15 protein-coding genes are annotated in these 17,826 nt (G+C 64.6%); 9 read left to right on the top strand and 6 right to left on the bottom strand.

Annotated elements, in window-relative coordinates; genetic code table 11:
* Nucleotides 1-24: 24 nt before the first annotated feature.
* On the bottom strand, nucleotides 25-2,499 hold the full coding sequence (gene hrpB / locus L6639_RS06125) for an ATP-dependent helicase HrpB (RefSeq protein WP_237859809.1): 2,475 nt from the start codon (nucleotides 2,497-2,499) through the stop codon (nucleotides 25-27).
* Nucleotides 2,500-2,566: 67 nt separating this feature from the next.
* Complete coding sequence (locus L6639_RS06130) at nucleotides 2,567-3,883, bottom strand: UDP-glucose dehydrogenase family protein (RefSeq protein WP_237859811.1); 1,317 nt, start codon at nucleotides 3,881-3,883, stop codon at nucleotides 2,567-2,569.
* Between the two features lie 194 nt (nucleotides 3,884-4,077).
* Between L6639_RS06130 and L6639_RS06135 the strand changes: the two genes are divergently transcribed.
* The gene (locus L6639_RS06135) at nucleotides 4,078-5,145 is read left to right on the top strand and encodes an acyltransferase family protein (RefSeq protein ID WP_237859813.1); all 1,068 of its coding nucleotides are present in this window, start codon (nucleotides 4,078-4,080) and stop codon (nucleotides 5,143-5,145) included.
* A 6-nt stretch (nucleotides 5,146-5,151) separates the two neighbouring features.
* Here L6639_RS06135 and L6639_RS06140 read toward each other — a convergent pair whose 3' ends face one another.
* On the bottom strand, nucleotides 5,152-6,123 hold the full coding sequence (locus L6639_RS06140) for a quinone oxidoreductase family protein (protein ID WP_237859815.1): 972 nt from the start codon (nucleotides 6,121-6,123) through the stop codon (nucleotides 5,152-5,154).
* A gap of 96 nt (nucleotides 6,124-6,219) precedes the next feature.
* Here L6639_RS06140 and L6639_RS06145 point away from each other — a divergent pair, with 96 nt between their 5' ends.
* The 4 genes from L6639_RS06145 (at nucleotide 6,220) to L6639_RS06160 (ending at nucleotide 11,471) form a co-directional block, all read left to right on the top strand.
* Nucleotides 6,220-7,062, top strand: a complete 843-nt coding sequence (locus L6639_RS06145; RefSeq protein ID WP_237859817.1) for a LysR family transcriptional regulator — start codon at nucleotides 6,220-6,222, stop codon at nucleotides 7,060-7,062.
* Nucleotides 7,063-7,143: 81 nt separating this feature from the next.
* Entirely contained in the window at nucleotides 7,144-10,194 is a 3,051-nt protein-coding gene (gene polA, locus L6639_RS06150) for a DNA polymerase I (protein ID WP_237859819.1), read from the top strand.
* Between the two features lie 10 nt (nucleotides 10,195-10,204).
* Nucleotides 10,205-10,744 (top strand): NADPH-dependent FMN reductase, encoded by a 540-nt coding sequence (locus L6639_RS06155; protein WP_237859820.1) that lies wholly within the window; start codon nucleotides 10,205-10,207, stop codon nucleotides 10,742-10,744.
* A gap of 91 nt (nucleotides 10,745-10,835) precedes the next feature.
* Entirely contained in the window at nucleotides 10,836-11,471 is a 636-nt protein-coding gene (locus L6639_RS06160; RefSeq protein ID WP_237859822.1) for a LysE family translocator, read from the top strand.
* Between the two features lie 150 nt (nucleotides 11,472-11,621).
* Here L6639_RS06160 and L6639_RS06165 read toward each other — a convergent pair whose 3' ends face one another.
* Entirely contained in the window at nucleotides 11,622-12,248 is a 627-nt protein-coding gene (locus L6639_RS06165; protein WP_237859824.1) for a glutathione S-transferase family protein, read from the bottom strand.
* A 199-nt stretch (nucleotides 12,249-12,447) separates the two neighbouring features.
* On the opposite strand from L6639_RS06165, the gene pyrE reads away from it, so the two are divergent.
* Nucleotides 12,448-13,011, top strand: a complete 564-nt coding sequence (gene pyrE, locus L6639_RS06170; protein WP_237859827.1) for an orotate phosphoribosyltransferase — start codon at nucleotides 12,448-12,450, stop codon at nucleotides 13,009-13,011.
* 153 nt (nucleotides 13,012-13,164) lie between these two features.
* On the top strand, nucleotides 13,165-13,944 hold the full coding sequence (locus L6639_RS06175; RefSeq protein WP_237861290.1) for a DUF2865 domain-containing protein: 780 nt from the start codon (nucleotides 13,165-13,167) through the stop codon (nucleotides 13,942-13,944).
* A gap of 58 nt (nucleotides 13,945-14,002) precedes the next feature.
* Here L6639_RS06175 and L6639_RS06180 read toward each other — a convergent pair whose 3' ends face one another.
* On the bottom strand, nucleotides 14,003-14,434 hold the full coding sequence (locus L6639_RS06180; protein ID WP_237859829.1) for a hypothetical protein: 432 nt from the start codon (nucleotides 14,432-14,434) through the stop codon (nucleotides 14,003-14,005).
* Nucleotides 14,435-14,602: 168 nt separating this feature from the next.
* On the opposite strand from L6639_RS06180, the gene L6639_RS06185 reads away from it, so the two are divergent.
* Entirely contained in the window at nucleotides 14,603-14,755 is a 153-nt protein-coding gene (locus L6639_RS06185) for an RNA polymerase sigma factor region1.1 domain-containing protein (protein WP_271608031.1), read from the top strand.
* A gap of 75 nt (nucleotides 14,756-14,830) precedes the next feature.
* Here L6639_RS06185 and L6639_RS06190 read toward each other — a convergent pair whose 3' ends face one another.
* On the bottom strand, nucleotides 14,831-15,058 hold the full coding sequence (locus tag L6639_RS06190; RefSeq protein WP_237859834.1) for a hypothetical protein: 228 nt from the start codon (nucleotides 15,056-15,058) through the stop codon (nucleotides 14,831-14,833).
* A gap of 225 nt (nucleotides 15,059-15,283) precedes the next feature.
* Between L6639_RS06190 and L6639_RS06195 the strand changes: the two genes are divergently transcribed.
* Entirely contained in the window at nucleotides 15,284-17,809 is a 2,526-nt protein-coding gene (locus tag L6639_RS06195) for a glycogen/starch/alpha-glucan phosphorylase (RefSeq protein WP_237859836.1), read from the top strand.
* Nucleotides 17,810-17,826: the final 17 nt, after the last annotated feature.

Genomic DNA, 17,826 nt, shown 5'->3' on the forward strand with positions numbered 1-17,826 from the left:
GAGCGGACGGTTAATAATACGGCTTCACGTCCCGCGCGGCTTGGCCCGGCGGGTCGGCAGTGCGGTCGCCGGATCGTCCGGCCAGGGATGGCGCGGGTAGCGGCCGCGCAGGTCGGAGCGGACGGCGGCGTAGCTGCCGCGCCAGAAGCCGGGGAGATCGCGCGTCACCTGCACCGGGCGCTGCGCCGGCGACAGCAGCTCAAGCACCAAGGGCACCTTGCCGGCGGCGATCGACGGATGGGTGTTGAGACCGAACAATTCCTGCAGCCGCACGGCGATGGTCGGCCCCTGCTCGGCCTCGTAATCGATTGCCAGCACGCTTCCCGTCGGCGCCTCGAAATGGGTCGGCGCCTCGCGATCGAGCCGCGCGCGCATCTCCCATGGCAACAGCGCCATCAGCGCATCGGAGAGATCGCCGGCGGAAATGTCCTTGAACGCGATTTTGTCGTAGAGCGCCGGCACCAGCCAATCGTCGCGCCGCGCGATCAATCCGTCGTCCGACAGATCAGGCCAGCTCTCGCCCTCGGCCTTGCGCAAAAACATCACGCGGTCGCGCCATTGCTTGGCGGCCTTCGACCAGGGCAACCGGTCGAGGCCCACAGCGATCAGTCCGTCAGCGAAGATGCGCGCAGTGTCTTCCGAGGGTGACACCGAAAGCGTGACCTCGGACAGCGTGATCGCTTGCAGCACGCGCTTGCGCCGTGCGCGCAGCGACATCGCGCCGCGGTCGAAGGAGATCTCGTCGACGCTCTCGATGTGCTCGGCAAAGTGCCGCTCGATGTCAGCTTCGGCGATTGGCGCGGCGAGCAGGATGCGGCCGCTCGCAGCTGTGCCGGTCATCTCGCCGATCGCGATGTAGGGTGCGCGAGCGAGCGACGAGGTTTGCTCCACTGCGGCGCCACGACCGTTGGCGAGCACGAAGCTGCCATTGCCGCGGTTGCGCGCGACACGGTCCGGGAAAGCATAAGCGAGCATCAGGCCGGTCGAGAGATCCTCCTGCTGACCCGGCTTCTCGGAGGCTGCCACCTGCGAGGCCCAGCGTCGCGCCATATCGCGCGCGCTCGCGGCCCGCGGCGAACGGTCGCGGCGGAACTGGTCGCGCCGGAGCTCGAGATCCGCGCTGTCGCCGCCGAGCCCGCGCTCGGTGATAACAGCTGCGATCTCGGCCGCTTCCTCGCCGCACCCCGCGCGATGCGAATCCACGATCATGCGCGCCAGCCGCGGCGGCAGCGCCAGCGCGCGCAGGCTCTTGCCCTCAGCGGTGATGCGGCCGTCGCTGTCGAGCGCGTTGAGCTCGGTGAGCAGGCTTTTGGCTTCCTTCCAGGCCGGCTGCGGCGGCGGATCGAGGAACGACAGCGCGGCCGGATCGGCGACGCCCCATTGTGCAAGATCGAGCACCAGCGAGGAGAGATCGGCGCTGAGAATTTCCGGCTGCGTATAGGGCGCCAGCGACGCCGTCTGCGGTTCGTCCCAGAGCCTGTAGCAGATGCCAGGCTCGGTACGGCCGGCGCGACCGCGGCGCTGGTCGACCGCAGCGCGCGAAGCACGCACGGTCTCGAGCCGCGTCAGGCCGATATCGGGCTCGTAGCGTGGCACGCGGGCAAGACCGGAATCGACGACGATGCGCACGCCTTCGATGGTGAGCGAGGTCTCCGCGATCGAGGTCGCGAGCACGACCTTGCGCATGCCCCTGGGTGCGGGAGAAATGGCGCGATCCTGCACGGCGGCATCGAGCGCGCCGAACAGCGGCACGATCTCGGTGGAAGCGTCTTGCACGCGCTCGGCCAGGAAATTCTGCGTACGACGGATTTCGGCGGCGCCCGGCAGGAACGCCAGCACCGAGCCACTGTCGGCTCGGAGCGCCGAGGCAATCGCATCCGCCATTTGCCGCTCGACCGGTGCATCCGCCTTGCGGCCGAGATAGCGGGTCTCGACCGGAAACGCCCGCCCCTCGCTCTCGACGACCGGCGCTTCGCCGAGCAACCTTGCGACACGTGCGCCATCGAGCGTCGCCGACATCACCAGGATCCGCAGATCCTCACGCAAGCCCAGTTGCGCGTCGCGCGCCAGCGCAAGGCCGAGATCGGCATCGAGCGAGCGCTCGTGGAATTCGTCGAACAGGATGGCGGCAACGCCTGACAGTTCAGGGTCGTCGAGGATCTGGCGGGTAAAAATGCCTTCGGTCACGACCTCGATGCGCGTTGCACGGGAGATTTTCGAGCCGAAGCGAACGCGGTAGCCGACGGTCTCACCCGCGCGCTCGCCGAGCGACTTGGCCATGCGGTCGGCGCTGGCCCGTGCCGCGATGCGCCGGGGCTCCAGCACGATGATCTTCTTGCCCTTGGCCCAGGGCGCATCGAGCAGCGCCAGCGGCACGCGCGTGGTCTTGCCGGCCCCGGGCGGCGCCACCAGTACGGCTGCGTTGTGCGCCTCCATGGTGCGCGACAAATCGCCGAGCACGGCATCGATCGGGAGGGGCGTATCGAAAGTGCGGGGCAAGGCCTATCCACTCGTCATGCCCAGGGCTCGTCCCGGCCATGACGGAATTATGCGCAGTGGTCAATGGTCAACCCTGCACAGGCGGGCGGCCGACGCTCTCATAGGTGAAGCCGGCGGCAGCCATGTCCTCGGGGCGGAAGATGTTGCGGAGGTCGATGACGACGGGTTGGGCCATGGTCGCCTTCAGCCGGTCGAGATCGAGGCCGCGAAACTGCGTCCATTCGGTGACGACGACGACCGCATCGGCACCTTGCGCGCAGGAATAGGCATCTTCGCAATAGGTGATGCCGGGCAGCTCGCCCTTGGCCTGCTCCATGCCGACGGGATCGAAGGCCTTCACCTTCGCGCCCATGTCGAGCAGACCGGTGACGAGCGGAATCGACGGCGCATCGCGCATGTCGTCGGTGTCGGGCTTGAAAGTCAGGCCGAGCACCGCGATGGTCTTGCCGCGCAAGGAGCCGCCGAGCGCCTGGCTCACTTTACGTGCCATCGCGCGCTTGCGGTTCTCGTTGACCGCGAGCACGGATTCAACGATGCGCAAGTTGACGTCGTAGTCCTGCGCGATCTTGATCAGCGCCTTGGTGTCCTTCGGGAAGCAGGAGCCGCCGAAGCCGGGACCGGCGTGCAGGAATTTTGTGCCGATGCGGTTGTCGAGGCCAATGCCGCGGGCAACCTCCTGCACATTGGCGCCAACTTTCTCGGAAAGATCCGCGATCTCGTTGATGAAGGTGATCTTGGTCGCGAGGAACGCGTTCGCCGCGTATTTGATCATTTCGGCGGTGCGGCGCGCGGTGAACATCAGCGGCGCCTGGTTCAACGACAGCGGTCGGTAAATGTCGCCCATCACCTTGCGGCCGCGCTCGTCGGAGGTGCCGACGACGACGCGATCGGGAAACTTGAAGTCGCGGATCGCAGCGCCCTCGCGCAGAAACTCAGGATTCGATGCGACGACCACATCCGCCGACGGATTGGTCTCGCGGATGATGCGCTCGACCTCGTCGCCGGTGCCGACAGGCACGGTCGACTTCGTCACCACGACGGTGAAGCCGGAGAGCGACTGCGCGATCTCTTTCGCGGCGGCGTAGACATAGGAGAGATCGGCATGACCGTCACCGCGGCGCGACGGCGTGCCGACCGCGATGAACACGGCGTCGGCATCCGCAACCGGCTTGGACAGGTCGGTGGTGAAGCCGAGCCGCTTGGCCTTGACGTTGTTGGCGACCAGCTCGTCCAGGCCCGGCTCGTAGATCGGGATCTCGCCACGATGCAGCGCTGCGATCTTCTTCTCGTCCTTGTCGACGCAGGTGACGTCGTGACCGAAATCCGCAAAGCAGGCCCCAGACACCAGTCCGACGTAGCCTGTTCCGATCATCGCGATTCGCATGAAAATCCCTGCTCTGGCTTGGTTAACGAAACCCCGGATATAGGGCGGTTTAGCATTTTCTCGACAGAAGGAAACCGTCCGGACGCGAAAACCGGCATGCGAATTGTAGAAGTAAAGAAATCCTAAGCCACGGGGCTGCACACTGCCCCACGCCCGTACAGAACCGGGCGGAATACGCCTCGAAAAGGGACACCATGGCATCACCAGGCACATCAGCCGCGAGCCGGGGACCTAGCGCCTCGCCCGCCGCGCGTGTCGACTGGGTCGACTACGCCAAGGGTATCTGCATCATCATGGTCGTGATGATGCATTCGGTGCTGGGGGTCGAGCTCGCCGCCGGTGAACCCGGGTTCATGCATCTGCTCGTGGCCTTCGCAAAGCCATTCCGGATGCCGGACTTCTTCCTGATATCTGGTCTGTTCCTGCCACTGGTGATCGATCGGGACTGGCGAACCTATCTCGACCGCAAGGTGGTGCATTTCGCCTATTTTTATGTCGTCTGGGTGACAATCCAGTTCGGCTTCAAGGCCCCCGCCTTCGCGGCCGAAACCGGCTGGCGCGACGTCGGCCTGCTGTATCTGGAATCTTTCATCGAGCCGTTCGGCACGCTCTGGTTCATCTATCTGCTGCCGGTCTTCTTCGTTGTCACAAAACTGACACGGCGAATCCCCTCGGCCGCGATCTGGATCGTCGCAGCAGCGCTGGAGACGGCCCGCATCACGACAGGCTGGACCGCGATCGACGAGTTCTGCGCGCGCTTCGTCTATTTCTATTCCGGTTATCTGTTCGCGCCCTACGTGTTTGCACTGTCGGACCGCGCAAGAAGCCATCCCGCGCTTGCACTCGCGGCGCTCGCGACCTGGGCGCTGGTCAATGCCGGCATCGTCGCATCAGGCGCCAGCGAGTGGAAGATCGTCTCGCTCCTGCTCGGCTTCGCCGGCGCCTGCGCCATCATCACATCAGGCACGCTGCTGGCGCGCGCTGGATGGTGCAATTTCCTGCGGTTCTGCGGCGAGCATTCGATCGTGATCTATCTCGCCTTCTTCCTGCCGATGGCGGCGACGCGAACGCTGCTGCTGCACACAGGCATCATTCCCGATATCGGCGCGATGTCGCTGATCGTCACCATCGTCGGCGTGCTCGGATCGCTCGCGATCTGGCAGATCGCGCTGCGACTGCACGCCGACTTCCTGTTCGAGCGACCCGACGCATTCTGGATCGCGCCAAAGAAGGTCGGACCGGTGTTGCAGGCGGCGGAATAGACCGCTTCAGGGGCGCAGATACAAAGCGCCCGTCGTCCGCCCGGCCTCGAGGTCGGCCTGAGCCCGCGCCGCGTCCTGCAAGCTGTAGGCTGTGCCGCCCACTTGCAGCACACCATCGGTGATCGCGGCAAGCACCCGCTCGGCAGAACGGCGATACGCATCGGCATCGTTCATGTGCGCCATGACGCTCGGCCGCGCCAGCATCAGGCTCCGCCGCGGCCCGAGATCGTGAACATCGACCGATGGGATCGGCCCGGCCGACTGGCCAATACTGGCCACGACGCCGAAGGGCCGCACGCAGCCAAGCGTCTTCTGCAGCGTCGTCCCGCCGACGCCGTCATAGGCGACATCGACGCCGCGCCCGGCGGTGACATCGGCGATGGCTGCGGCAAAATCGGCATCCCGCCCAATGATCACATGAGACGCACCGGCAGCGCGGGCGATCTCGGCCTTGGCCTGTGATCCGACGGTCCCGATCACGATCGCCCCTGTTACGCTGGCCCAGCGCGTCAGAAGCTGTCCGAGCCCTCCTGCGGCGCTATGGACGAGAATTGTCGTGCCGCCGCCAACCGGGAAAACACGATTGAGCAGCATGTCGGCCGTGATGCCCTTGACGAACGCAGAGGCGACCGCCTCATCCGGAATGCCGGCGGGAAGCTTCACACAGCGCCAGGCCGGCAAATTGCGCTCGGACGCGTAGGCGCCGACCGGCGCACCCGCATAGGCGATGCGGTCGCCCACCTCGAGACCGGTCACTTCCGGCCCCAGCGCCGCAATGACGCCCACCGCCTCAACGCCTGGAATGCGCTCGGGTGGAAGCGCGTAGAGACCCTTGCACTGATAAATGTCGATGGAATTCACACCGATTGCGGTCTGCTGCAACCGGATTTCGCCGCGGCCTGGCGGCGGCAGGTCTGCGCTCACCAGCTCGAGCTGGTCTACGCCGCCGGGGCTCTTCAATCTCACGAACACGGCCATATCGGGTCCTCCTGTCGATGACGGAGGGACTATGGAATGACGCCACAATCTGCGAAACTGCCCAAGATTGAGATCCTGATGTGAGAATTCGCACAAATGGACTGGACCGACCTGCAGCATTTCCTGGCACTCGCACGCGAGGGCACCCTGTCCGCCGCGGCGAGGAGCCTCAACGTCGACCATGTCACCGTGGCCCGCCGCGTCGCTGCCCTGGAAGCATCCTTGTCGCTCAAGCTCGTTGACCGCAGGCCGCGCAGCTATGAACTCACAGAGAACGGCAAGCGCATCGCCAAGATCGGAGCTCCGATGGCCGAGACGGCATTTGCGGTTGAGCGCGCCGTGCAGGCTTCGAAGTCCGGGATCGGCGGCGAGATCACGATCAGCGCGCCACCTTCGCTGGCCAACGTCCTGATCGCGCCGAAGCTGATCCGGCTGCGACAACAGCATCCCGGCATCAGAATCAAGCTGATCGGCGAGAAGCGCACGGCCTCGCTCAACCGTCGCGAGGCGGATCTCGCGCTTCGGCTGTCGCGTCCGACGGAACCAGGGCTGATCGCGCGCAAGATCGGCTATTTCGAGTTCGCCCTCTATGGCTCGCCGGACTATCTGAAGAGGACGCCACCGCATGCTTTCGCATTCGTCGCCTACGATTCCAGCATGGACGAAGCGCCTCAGCAGCGATGGCTGATGCGCTTCGCGGCATCGCGCGAGATCGTGCTTCGCACCAGCGATCTGGAGAACCAGGCGGCGGCCGCAAGGACGGGAATGGGTCTGGCGGCCTTGCCGAAATTCCTCGGCGAGGCGGATCCGCAGCTGGAACGTTATGACGTCGGCGGCCGTCCCGTCGGGCGCGAGGTCTGGCTGGTTGTCCATCGCGACCTGCGCCGCACGCCCACGATACGCGCTGTTGCAGGTTTCATCGAGGACTGCCTGGCCTGAGGCCACGATTTGCTGTGCGAGTCGGCAAAATAGCGATCCGCCGAGGCTGTCTTTTGCCGCAAAAATTCATACATTGCGGCCATGCCCAAGAGCTCCCAAACGACATCCCCGAAGACCTCCGCCAAAGCCGACACCAAGCCCACTGCTGCGACAGCTGCTGCCAAACCGGTCGCGGCCAAGGCGGCCGGCAAAGGCGACCATATCTTCCTGGTCGATGGTTCCGGCTACATCTTCCGCGCCTATCACGCATTGCCGCCGCTGAACCGCAAGTCCGACGGCTTGCAGGTCAATGCCGTGCTCGGCTTCTGCAACATGCTGTGGAAGCTTTTGCGTGACATGCCGGCCGACAACCGGCCGACGCATCTGGCGATCGTGTTCGACAAGTCGGAAGTCACCTTCCGCAACAAGATCTATCCCGAGTACAAGGCGCACCGGCCGCCGGCGCCTGACGATCTGATCCCGCAATTTGCCCTGATCCGCGAGGCCGTGCGCGCCTTCGACCTCCCCTGCCTGGAACAAGGCGGCTTCGAGGCGGACGACCTGATCGCCACTTATGCGCGGCAGGCGAGCGAACGCGGCGCCACCACGACCATCGTGTCCTCCGACAAGGATCTGATGCAGCTCGTGAACGACAAGATCGTCATGTACGACACCATGAAGGATCGTCGCATCGGCATCCCTGAAGTGATCGAGAAATTCGGCGTGCCGCCGGAGAAGGTGGTTGAAGTTCAGGCGCTGGCCGGCGATTCCACCGACAACGTGCCCGGCGTGCCCGGCATCGGTATCAAGACCGCGGCGCAGCTGATCGTCGAATATGGCGATCTCGAACAGCTCCTGTTCCGCGCCACCGAGATCAAGCAGCCGAAGCGCCGCGAAGCGCTGATCGAGAATGCCGACAAGGCGCGGATCTCGCGCCAACTCGTCCTGCTCGACGACAAGGTCGACCTTGAGGTGCCGCTCGACGACCTCGCCGTCCACGAGCCCGATGCGCGCAAGCTGATCGCCTTCCTGAAGGCCATGGAATTCACGACGCTGACGCGCCGCGTCGCCGACTATTCGCAGATCGATCCCGCCAATATCGATGCTGATGCCTCGAACAGCAGCGGCGCGAGAGGTGGCGACGCAGCGAAGGCTAAACCGAGCGAAACCTCCGGCGATCTGTTCGCAGCTCCAGTTGCCATCGCAAAGGGCGGCGACAAGGGCGACAAATCGGCGAGCCTCAAGGGCGCACCGATCTCGCTCGCCGCCTCGCGCGAGGAAGCGCTGCGCAAGCTTCCGGTTGACCGAGCCAAGTACGAAACGATCAAATCGCTGAAAGAGCTCAACGCCTTCATCGCACGCATCCATGATTCCGGCCATGTCGCGATCGAGATCAAGGCCAATTCGATCGATCCCATGCAGGCCGATCTCTGCGGCGTGGCGCTGGCGCTGGCACCGAACGAGGCCTGCTATGTGCCGCTGGCACACAAGCAGTCCGGCGGCGGCGCCGGACTGTTCGACGCCGGCCTCGCGCCGGATCAGGTCAAGCACACCGATGCAATCGAGGCGCTGCGACCGGTGCTTGAATCAGCCGGCATCATCAAGATCGGCTTCGACGTCAAATTCGCCGCCGTGATGCTGGCGCAGCACGGCATCACCCTGCGCAACGCCGACGATGCGCAGTTGATCTCCTATGTTCTCGATGCCGGCCGCGGCTCGCACGCGCTGGAATCGCTGTCCGAGCGCTGGTTCGGCCACGCCATGCTGAAGGAGAGCGAGCTGCTCGGCGGCGGCAAGAGCAAGATCACCTTCGATCAGGTGCCGATCGACAAGGCAGCGCCGCTGTCGGCAGAGGGCGCCGACATCGCCTTGCGGGTCTGGCGCGTGCTGAAGCCGCGCCTCGTCGCAGAACACATGAACACGGTTTACGAAACGCTGGAGCGGCCGCTGGTCTCGGTGCTCGCACGCATGGAGCGTCGCGGCATCTCGATCGACCGCCAGGTGCTGTCGCGTCTATCAGGCGACTTTGCCCAGACTGCCGCGCGCGTCGAGGCCGAGATCCAGGAGATCGCCGGCGAGCCCGTCAATGTCGGCAGCCCCAAGCAGATCGGCGACATCCTGTTCGGCAAGATGGGCCTGCCAGGTGGCACCAAGACCAAGACCGGCGCGTGGTCGACCACGGCGCAGGTGCTCGACGAGCTCGCCGAGCAGGGCCATGATTTTCCGCGGAAGATCTTGGAGTGGCGCCAGGTCTCGAAGCTGAAATCGACCTATACCGATGCACTGCCGACCTATGTCAATCCGCAGACCCATCGCGTGCACACGACCTACGCGCTGGCCGCGACCACCACGGGCCGGCTGTCGTCGAACGAGCCGAACCTTCAGAACATCCCTGTACGCACCGAGGACGGCCGAAAAATTCGCCGCGCCTTCATTGCGACACCCGGACACAAGCTGGTCTCCGCCGACTATTCGCAGATCGAATTGCGCCTGCTGGCGGAGATCGCGGACATTCCCGTGCTGAAGCAGGCATTCAAGGACGGCCTCGACATCCACGCGATGACGGCGTCGGAAATGTTCGGCGTGCCGATCAAGGGCATGCCGAGCGAAATCCGCCGCCGCGCCAAGGCGATCAATTTCGGCATCATCTACGGCATCTCCGCGTTCGGCCTCGCCAACCAGCTCGGCATCGCCCGCGAAGAGGCTTCGGCCTACATCAAGAAGTATTTTGAGCGCTTCCCCGGCATCCGCGCCTATATGGACGAGACGCGCGACTTCTGCCGAAGCCACGGCTACGTCACCACGCTGTTCGGCCGCAAGTGCCACTACCCTGATATCAAGGCGTCCAACGCCTCGGTGCGCGCCTTCAATGAGCGCGCGGCGATCAACGCCCGGCTTCAAGGCACCGCCGCCGACATCATTCGCCGCGCCATGACGCGCGTCGAGGACGCGCTCGCCGAGAAGAAGCTCTCGGCGCAGATGCTGCTCCAGGTGCATGACGAATTGATCTTCGAGGTGCCGGACGCGGAGGTCGAGAAGACGCTTCCCGTCGTCCAGCACGTGATGCAGGACGCGCCGTTCCCGGCCGTGCTGCTGTCGGTGCCGCTGCATGTGGACGCGCGCGCGGCGAAGAACTGGGACGAGGCGCACTGACGGCCATCCCATGAAGATCGCAGCCATCTCCGGAAGCCTGCGGGCCGGTTCGAGCAATACAGCCGTGTTGCGCGCAGCCGCGCAGCTTGCCCCTGCTGGCGTCGAGGTGATCCTGTTCGAGGGAATTGCCGGCCTGCCTTTCTTCAATCCGGATCTCGATGGCGACGATGTGCCTGCGCCTGTCGGCGCGATGCGGGAGCTGATCGGACGCGTCGACGGGCTCCTGATCTCGAGTCCCGAATATGCCCGCGGCGTCGCGGGCGTATTGAAGAACGCGCTCGACTGGCTGGTGGGGAGTCATGAATTCCCTGACAAGCCCGTCGCGCTGATCAACACCTCACCGCGCGCAACGCACGCGCTGGCCGCCCTGACGCTGACGCTGGAGACGATGTCGGCGCGGCTCGCCACGGAGGCCTGCGTGACCCTGCCGCTGCTGGGCGGCGCCTGGGACGAACATGGCATCGCCGCCGATCCTGTCCTCGCGGAGCCTTTACGTTTGGCGGTGGAGCGCTTCGCTGCGTTTATCCGCACCGCGCAGGCGGGGACGTAGAACCGAACCGAATTGTCCTCCGTGCAATTGCGCGATGGCCGCGCGGTCCCGCGCCTATTAGAACCGCTGCATCTCCCGCACCGGTTCAGCCATGCCCCACACCTCCGCTCTGCTCGGCTTCGCCCTCGTCTGCCTCGGTCTCGTGCTCACGCCTGGGCCGAACATGATCTATCTGATCTCGCGCTCGATCACGCAGGGACCGGCGGCCGGCATCGTCTCGCTCGGCGGCGTTGCGCTGGGCTTCGTGTTCTACATGCTGTGTGCGGCGTTCGGCATTACGGCGCTGTTGCTCGCCATTCCCTTCGCCTATGACGCGCTGCGCTTTGCCGGCGCCGGCTACATGCTCTGGCTGGCCTGGCAGGCGGTGAAGCCGGGCGGCCGCTCGCCGTTCCAGGTGAAGCAGCTCGCGATCGACAGCCCGCCCAAATTGTTCACGATGGGGCTCGTCACCAATCTGCTCAATCCGAAGATCGCGATGCTGTATCTCGCTCTGCTGCCACAGTTCATCGACCCCACGGCCGGCAGCGTGCTGACCCAGTCGGTGGCGCTGGGCGCGATCCAGATCGCGATCAGCGTCAGCGTCAATGCGATCATCGCGCTCGCGGCCGGATCGATCGCGCTGTTCCTGGCGAGCCGGCCGAGCTGGATGCTGGTCCAGCGCTGGCTGATGGGCACCGTGCTGGCGGGCCTTGCCGTGCGGATGGCCGTGGAAGCGAAGAAGGTGTGATCTTCACCTCTCCCCGCCTGCGGGGAGAGGTCGGATTGCGGAGCAATCCGGGTGAGGGGGCACAGGTCTCACGGGCATCTCATCTGCGGAGACAGGCCCCCACACCCCAACCCTCTCCCCGTAACAACGGGGAGAGAGAGAAGAGAAGCCTCAATCCAGCTTCGCCTCCATCCCCCGCTTCACGGCCGGACGCGCCATCAGCGTCTCGTACCAGCGCTTGACGTTGGGGAAATCGGCCAGATCCACCTTGTGGCGGGGATGGCGCCAGGCCCACCCGAGGATGGCGAAATCGGCGACCGAGAGGTTGCCGGCGACGAACTCGCGGCTATCGAGGCGACGGTCGAGCACGCCGTAAAGCCGGCGGGTCTCCGCCATGTAGCGCTTGAGCCCATAGGCGCGGTCCTGCTCGTTCTCGAGCGCAATGAAATGATGCACCTGGCCGGGCATCGGGCCAAAGCCGCCCATCTGCCACATCAGCCATTCGTAGACCGGAATGCGCTCGCCAAGCGATTTGGGCAGGAATTTGCCGGTCTTTTCGCCGAGATAGAGCAGGATCGCGCCGGATTCGAAGATGCTGACCGGCTTGCCGTCCGGGCCCTCCGGGTCGAGGATCGCGGGGATCTTGTTGTTGGGGGACAGTTTGAGGAACCCGGGCGCCATCTGCTCGCCCTTGGTGATGTTCACCGGAACCACCTTGTAGGGCAGCCCCATTTCCTCCAGCGCGACCGAGATTTTGCGGCCGTTCGGCGTGTTCCAGGTGTGCAGCTCGATGGTCATTTGCCTGTTTCCTTACCCGGTTTCTTGCCCAGTTTCTTGCCCGCGATATCGGGCATCCACCTACTCCAGGAGCTTGCACCCCCACAACCGGCGGAGCGGGATGGCCGATCCCTGTTGACGGTAGACACCCCCACTGGAATGTCGTGGCGGTCGCGGATAAATTCCGCCACCTCTCAAAAACGCTGTTCGAGGGACCACCGTGTCGAAATCTGCCTCCCGTGCCCGCCTGTTCGAAATCATCCGCCGCCGCTCCTTCGGCCGGGGCGAGGTGACGCTCGCGTCGGGCCGCAAGAGCGATTTCTATTTCAACCTCAAGCCGACCATGCTCGACCCCGAGGGCGCGACGCTGCTCGCCGAGCTCACCTATGAGACGCTGAAGGACGACAATCTCGATTTCATCGGCGGGCTCGAGATGGGCGCGGTGCCGCTCGCCGGTGCGCTGGCGCAGATCTCCTGGATCAAGGGCCACCCGATCGCGGCCTTCTTCGTGCGCAAGAAGCCGAAGGAGCATGGCGCCAAGCTGGCGATCGAAGGCCTGCCCAAAGGCGAGACGCTCGCCGGCAAGCGCGTCGTGATCGTCGAGGACGTCACCACGACAGGCGGCTCGGCCATGAAGGCCGTGGAATCCGTGCGCGAGACCGGTGCCGAAGTCGTGCTGGTGCTGACCATGGTCGACCGCGAGGAAGGCGCCACCGACACCTTTGGCGCAGCCGGCCTGCCGTTCCGCTCGCTGTACAAGGCGTCGGAATTCCTGAAGGCCTAAGCGGCCGCGCTGCGCCCCCTCAACCGCTCATTTACCATCCCGCTTTATGGTGAATCATGTGCTGAGACCTGACGGTCCCGGCCGGTTCAGTAGCGTCGGGTGGAGTAAGCGTTGCGTACCATTGTGTCCCATGCGCGCCGGCGGCGTCGCGCGATGCTTGTGGCCGCCATTCTCGCAGGCCCGCTGCTTGCAGCCCCCGCCCCGGTTTCAGCCGAGGGCCTGTTCGACTTCTTCTTCGGCGGACTACAGCAGCAGCGGCCCCAGCGCGACGTGCCGCCGCAGGCGAGCTCCTTCGTCGATCCCTTCGCCAGTCAGCAGACCCAAGGCCAGCCCCAATATGTGCCACCGACACGCACGGCGGCGGCGGGCGGCTCCGGCCCTGCGTTCTGCGTGCGTAGCTGCGACGGCAAATATTTTCCGCTGATGCGCGGCCTCGCTTCGCCGGCGCAGATGTGTCAGGCCTTCTGCCCTGCCACCGCGACAAAAGTGTATTTCGGCTCCTCGATCGACGGCGCTTATTCACAGACCGGCGAGCGCTACGCCGACAGCGAGAACGCCTTCGCCTACCGCAAGGCGCTGCGCGCGGACTGCACCTGCAACGGCCGCGAGCCGGCCGGGCTGGCACCGGTCGATCTGACGCTCGACGGTTCGCTGAAGGCCGGCGATGTCATCGCCACCACCGATGGTCTCGTTGCCTATACCGGCATCCGCCTCGGCCAGGAGCAGACCGCGGAGTTCACTCCGGTCGCGTCCTATCCCGGCCTCACCGCACAGGTTCGCGCTCGCCTCGGCGAGATGAAGGTGGCGCCGGTGCGCGCGGAGACAGTGGCGGCCGATGCCCCGGCCGCCGAGATCGTACGCGAGACGCTGCCTGACGTGACGGCCGTGCCGAAGGCAACGGCGAAATCGGCGAAGCGGGCGGGGCTGGATTAAGGCCCGACTGTTTCCACACCGTCATTGCGAACGTAGCGAAGCGATGACGGTGGTCGCACTACCGCCCGATGATCACCCCGATCACATTCGGCGCGGCCAGATATTTCTCCTCGATCGCAGCGCGCGCGGCGGCGCGATTTTCGGCCGTCAGCAGGCCGCGCTTCTCGGCCAAAATCATCCAGCAGAAGCCCCACCAATCGGTCAGCATGCCGGTCTCGCCGACGAGGTCATAGCCCTGCTCGGCTGCGAAGATGCGCGCATGGGCTTCGTCCAGCGTGTCGAGGAAATGATGATCCTCGGGCGCGAACAGATCGTCGCTGATGTCGTCGATGGTGTAGCCCCAGATCGACTGGCACACCGCGTTGAACTCGCGGTCGAACTGGTCGTCGTCGACCGCATGACGCCGCGCCGCCTGGTGCAGCCGCGACAGCGACCGCGCGAAATCGGCGATCCGGGTGAGTGCAAACTGATCGAAGGCAATGGTGGACATGTAGTCCTCGCGACGGCTGTCAGACCCTAGATATTGTGTCGGCAATGCGCCGAATCACAATGATATATCAAAGACTTGCTAAAGTGTTCTTAATTTGTTCCAAGGGAATGGCAATACGAAGTCGAAGGTCTTTTCTCTTTGTAGAAGAGCTTGTTGGAGGACCTACACGTGAGACGACAGGATGCAATCCGAATGGCACTCGAACTAGGCCGTCCGATGGGTATCATCACATTCGATCAACTCAACGACTTGTTGCCAACAACCACCATGACCCCCGAAGACATCGAAGCGGTCATGCAGGCGCCTAGCGACGAAGAATAGACCTCGTCGAAAGTGACCCGTCATAGGGTTCGCCAGGACGACGATGGGCGGCAGTTCGCTTCGCCCCAGCTCGCCTCAATTCGCCGCCGACATCAACCTGTCCCCGCACGCGCTGGCGTAAAACTTGCCGCCGCATTGGCGCTTGATGGCGGCGCAGCGCTGCGCAGGCGTGGCGTTTTGCGGGAGGGAGAAGCCGCAGCTGAGGCCATCAGCGCTGCGCTTGCCGGCGGCGAAGGCGGCGCTCGAACTGGCGATGCAGATGACGAGAAGCGCTGCGGCCGCGATTTCGATCAGCAGTCTCATGAGGCGTCTCCTCCACAGTGATGGCTGAATCTGCGCTCACTGTAGCACCAAATCAGCGTTTCTCCGTGCTGGTCCGGGTTCCCAAAGCGGCCCGTTCCTTGCATAATTTTACGCCAGCGCAGTGCACTGCCGCGCCAGCGATGGTTCCGGTGCAGGGGCAAGACCTTTAGAGTTACAAGACGCGTAGGGTTTAGTGGTGTTTCAGTCGACCAGGAAGTGACGGCCTTGCAAGATCAATCGTTCCAGTCAAGTTTCCCAGCCCCCGGTCAGCCCATCGACGAGCTCGCGCTGGCGGAGATCAAGGGCGCGATCCTGGCGAAGCTGCGCCTTGCCATCGGCAAGGACGCGGGCATGGCAACCAGGCACGACTGGTACCAGGCCGCGGCACTGGCGCTGCGCGACCGTATCGTGCACCGCTGGCTCTCGGCCGAGAAGCGCAGCTACGACGCGGGCCGCAAGCGCGTCTATTATCTCTCGCTCGAATTCCTGATCGGCCGTCTCTTCACCGACGCACTCAACAACATGGGGCTCTTGAAGATCTTCGAGGTCGCGCTCGGCGATCTCGGCGTTTCGCTGCCCGAGCTGCGCAAATGCGAGCCGGATGCGGCGCTCGGCAATGGCGGCCTCGGCCGTCTCGCCGCCTGCTTCATGGAGAGCATGGCGACGCTGTCGATCCCCGCGATCGGCTACGGCATCCGCTACGATTACGGTCTGTTTCGCCAGATCATCAATCAAGGCTGGCAGCAGGAATATCCGGACGAATGGCTCGGCTTCGGCAATCCCTGGGAATTGCAGCGGCCGGAAGTGATCTACGACGTCAATTTCGGCGGCGGCGTCGAGCATGTCGACGACAAGGGCCGCGACCGCGCGATCTGGCATCCGGGCGAGACCGTGCAAGCGATAGCCTATGACACGCCGATCGTCGGCTGGCGCGGCCAGCACGTCAATGCGCTGCGGCTGTGGTCGGCGCGCTCGCCCGATCCGCTCAAGCTCGATGCCTTCAACATGGGCGACTATGTCAGCGCCAGCGCCGAGCAATCGCGCGCGGAGGCGATCTGCAAATTCCTCTATCCGAACGACGAGAGCCCGGCGGGCCGCGAGCTGCGGCTGCGGCAGGAATATTTCTTCGTCTCGGCCTCGCTGCAGGATCTGATCAAGCGGCACCTGTCATCCGATGGCCAGCTGCGCAGCCTGTCGGCCAAGGTCGCAGTGCAGCTCAACGACACCCATCCGAGCCTTGCCGTCACCGAGCTGATGCGCATCCTCGTCGACCTCCATAATTTCCGCTGGGACGAGGCCTGGAAGATCACCGTCGCGACGCTGTCCTACACCAACCACACGCTGCTGCCCGAAGCGCTGGAGACCTGGCCGGTCGAGCTGTTCGAGCGGCTCTTGCCGCGCCATCTCGAGATTATCTACCGCATCAACGTGCAGCATCTCGCGCTTGCCGAAGCGCGCGCGCCCGGCGACATCGACTTCCGTGCCTCGGTCTCGCTGATCGACGAGAGGAGCGGCCGCCGCGTGCGCATGGGCCAGCTCGCCTTCGTCGGCTCGCACCGCATCAACGGCGTCTCGGCGATGCATTCGGACCTGATGCGCGAGACCGTGTTCCACGATCTCAACCATCTCTATCCCGGCCGCATCACCAACAAGACCAACGGCATCACCTTCCGCCGCTGGCTGATGCTGGCGAACCCGAGGCTGACCGATCTCTTGCGCGAGACCTGCGGCGAAGCCGTGCTCGACGACCCGACCCAGCTCTCGCTGATCGAGGCGCGCGCCAGCGACGCCGAATTCCAGAAGAAATTCCGCAGCGTCAAGCTCCACAACAAGACGGCGCTGGCCCGCCTGATCGGCGAGCGGCTCGGCATCAAGGTGGACCCGACCGCTTTGTTCGACGTGCAGATTAAGCGCATCCACGAATACAAGCGTCAGCTCCTGAACATCATCGAGACGGTCGCGCTGTACCAGTCGATCAAGGACGATCCCAACGGCAATTGGGTGCCGCGGGTGAAGATCTTTGCCGGCAAGGCGGCGGCAAGCTACCGCTACGCAAAACTGATCATCAAGCTGATCAACGACGTCGCCGAAGTCGTCAACAACGATTCCACGATCGGCGGCAAGCTGAAGGTCGTCTTCCTGCCCGACTATAATGTCAGCCTCGCCGAAGTGATCATTCCCGCGGCCGACCTGTCCGAACAGATCTCCACCGCCGGCATGGAAGCCTCCGGCACCGGCAACATGAAGCTGGCGCTCAACGGCGCCATCACCATCGGCACGCTCGACGGCGCCAATATCGAGATTCGCGACCAGGTCGGCGTGGAGAACATCGCGATCTTCGGCATGGAAGCCGGCGACGTCATGATCCGTCGCAAGCAGGGGCTGGACGCCTCGGACGTGATCCGCAATTCGCCGAAGCTGCAGCGCGCCATCAACGCGATCGGCGCCGGCGAGTTCTCGCCCGGCGATCCCGGCCGCTTCGAATCGATCGCGCATGCGCTGCGCTATCTCGACCATTACATGGTCAGCGCCGATTTCGATTCCTATTACGAGACGCAGCGCGCTGTCGACGCGCGCTGGCAGGTGGCGCCGGCCTGGACGAGAGCCTCCATCCTCAATGTCGCGCGCATGGCCTGGTTCTCGTCCGATCGTACCATCCGCGAATATGCCGAGGAGATCTGGAACGTGCCGGTCAATCCGATCACGCCGCCATTCCAGACAGCCGAAGATCGGCGCGACGCAACCGGCTGATATTTCCGCGGCGTGGA

Source organism: Bradyrhizobium zhengyangense, assembly GCF_022012555.1.
Classification (GTDB): Bacteria; Pseudomonadota; Alphaproteobacteria; order Rhizobiales; family Xanthobacteraceae; genus Bradyrhizobium; species Bradyrhizobium zhengyangense.

What these genes read in the sequence shown, in the direction of transcription:
- L6639_RS06140 (WP_237859815.1), bottom strand. Translation starts at nt 6,123, where the DNA reads ATGGCCGTGTTCGTGAGATTGAAGAGCCCCGGCGGCGTAGACCAGCTC.
- L6639_RS06130 (WP_237859811.1), bottom strand. Translation starts at nt 3,883, where the DNA reads ATGCGAATCGCGATGATCGGAACAGGCTACGTCGGACTGGTGTCTGGG.
- L6639_RS06145 (WP_237859817.1), top strand. Translation starts at nt 6,220, where the DNA reads ATGGACTGGACCGACCTGCAGCATTTCCTGGCACTCGCACGCGAGGGC.
- L6639_RS06165 (WP_237859824.1), bottom strand. Translation starts at nt 12,248, where the DNA reads ATGACCATCGAGCTGCACACCTGGAACACGCCGAACGGCCGCAAAATC.
- L6639_RS06180 (WP_237859829.1), bottom strand. Translation starts at nt 14,434, where the DNA reads ATGTCCACCATTGCCTTCGATCAGTTTGCACTCACCCGGATCGCCGAT.
- L6639_RS06135 (WP_237859813.1), top strand. Translation starts at nt 4,078, where the DNA reads ATGGCATCACCAGGCACATCAGCCGCGAGCCGGGGACCTAGCGCCTCG.
- L6639_RS06175 (WP_237861290.1), top strand. Translation starts at nt 13,165, where the DNA reads ATGCTTGTGGCCGCCATTCTCGCAGGCCCGCTGCTTGCAGCCCCCGCC.
- L6639_RS06190 (WP_237859834.1), bottom strand. Translation starts at nt 15,058, where the DNA reads ATGAGACTGCTGATCGAAATCGCGGCCGCAGCGCTTCTCGTCATCTGC.
- L6639_RS06155 (WP_237859820.1), top strand. Translation starts at nt 10,205, where the DNA reads ATGAAGATCGCAGCCATCTCCGGAAGCCTGCGGGCCGGTTCGAGCAAT.
- L6639_RS06160 (WP_237859822.1), top strand. Translation starts at nt 10,836, where the DNA reads ATGCCCCACACCTCCGCTCTGCTCGGCTTCGCCCTCGTCTGCCTCGGT.
- polA (WP_237859819.1), top strand. Translation starts at nt 7,144, where the DNA reads ATGCCCAAGAGCTCCCAAACGACATCCCCGAAGACCTCCGCCAAAGCC.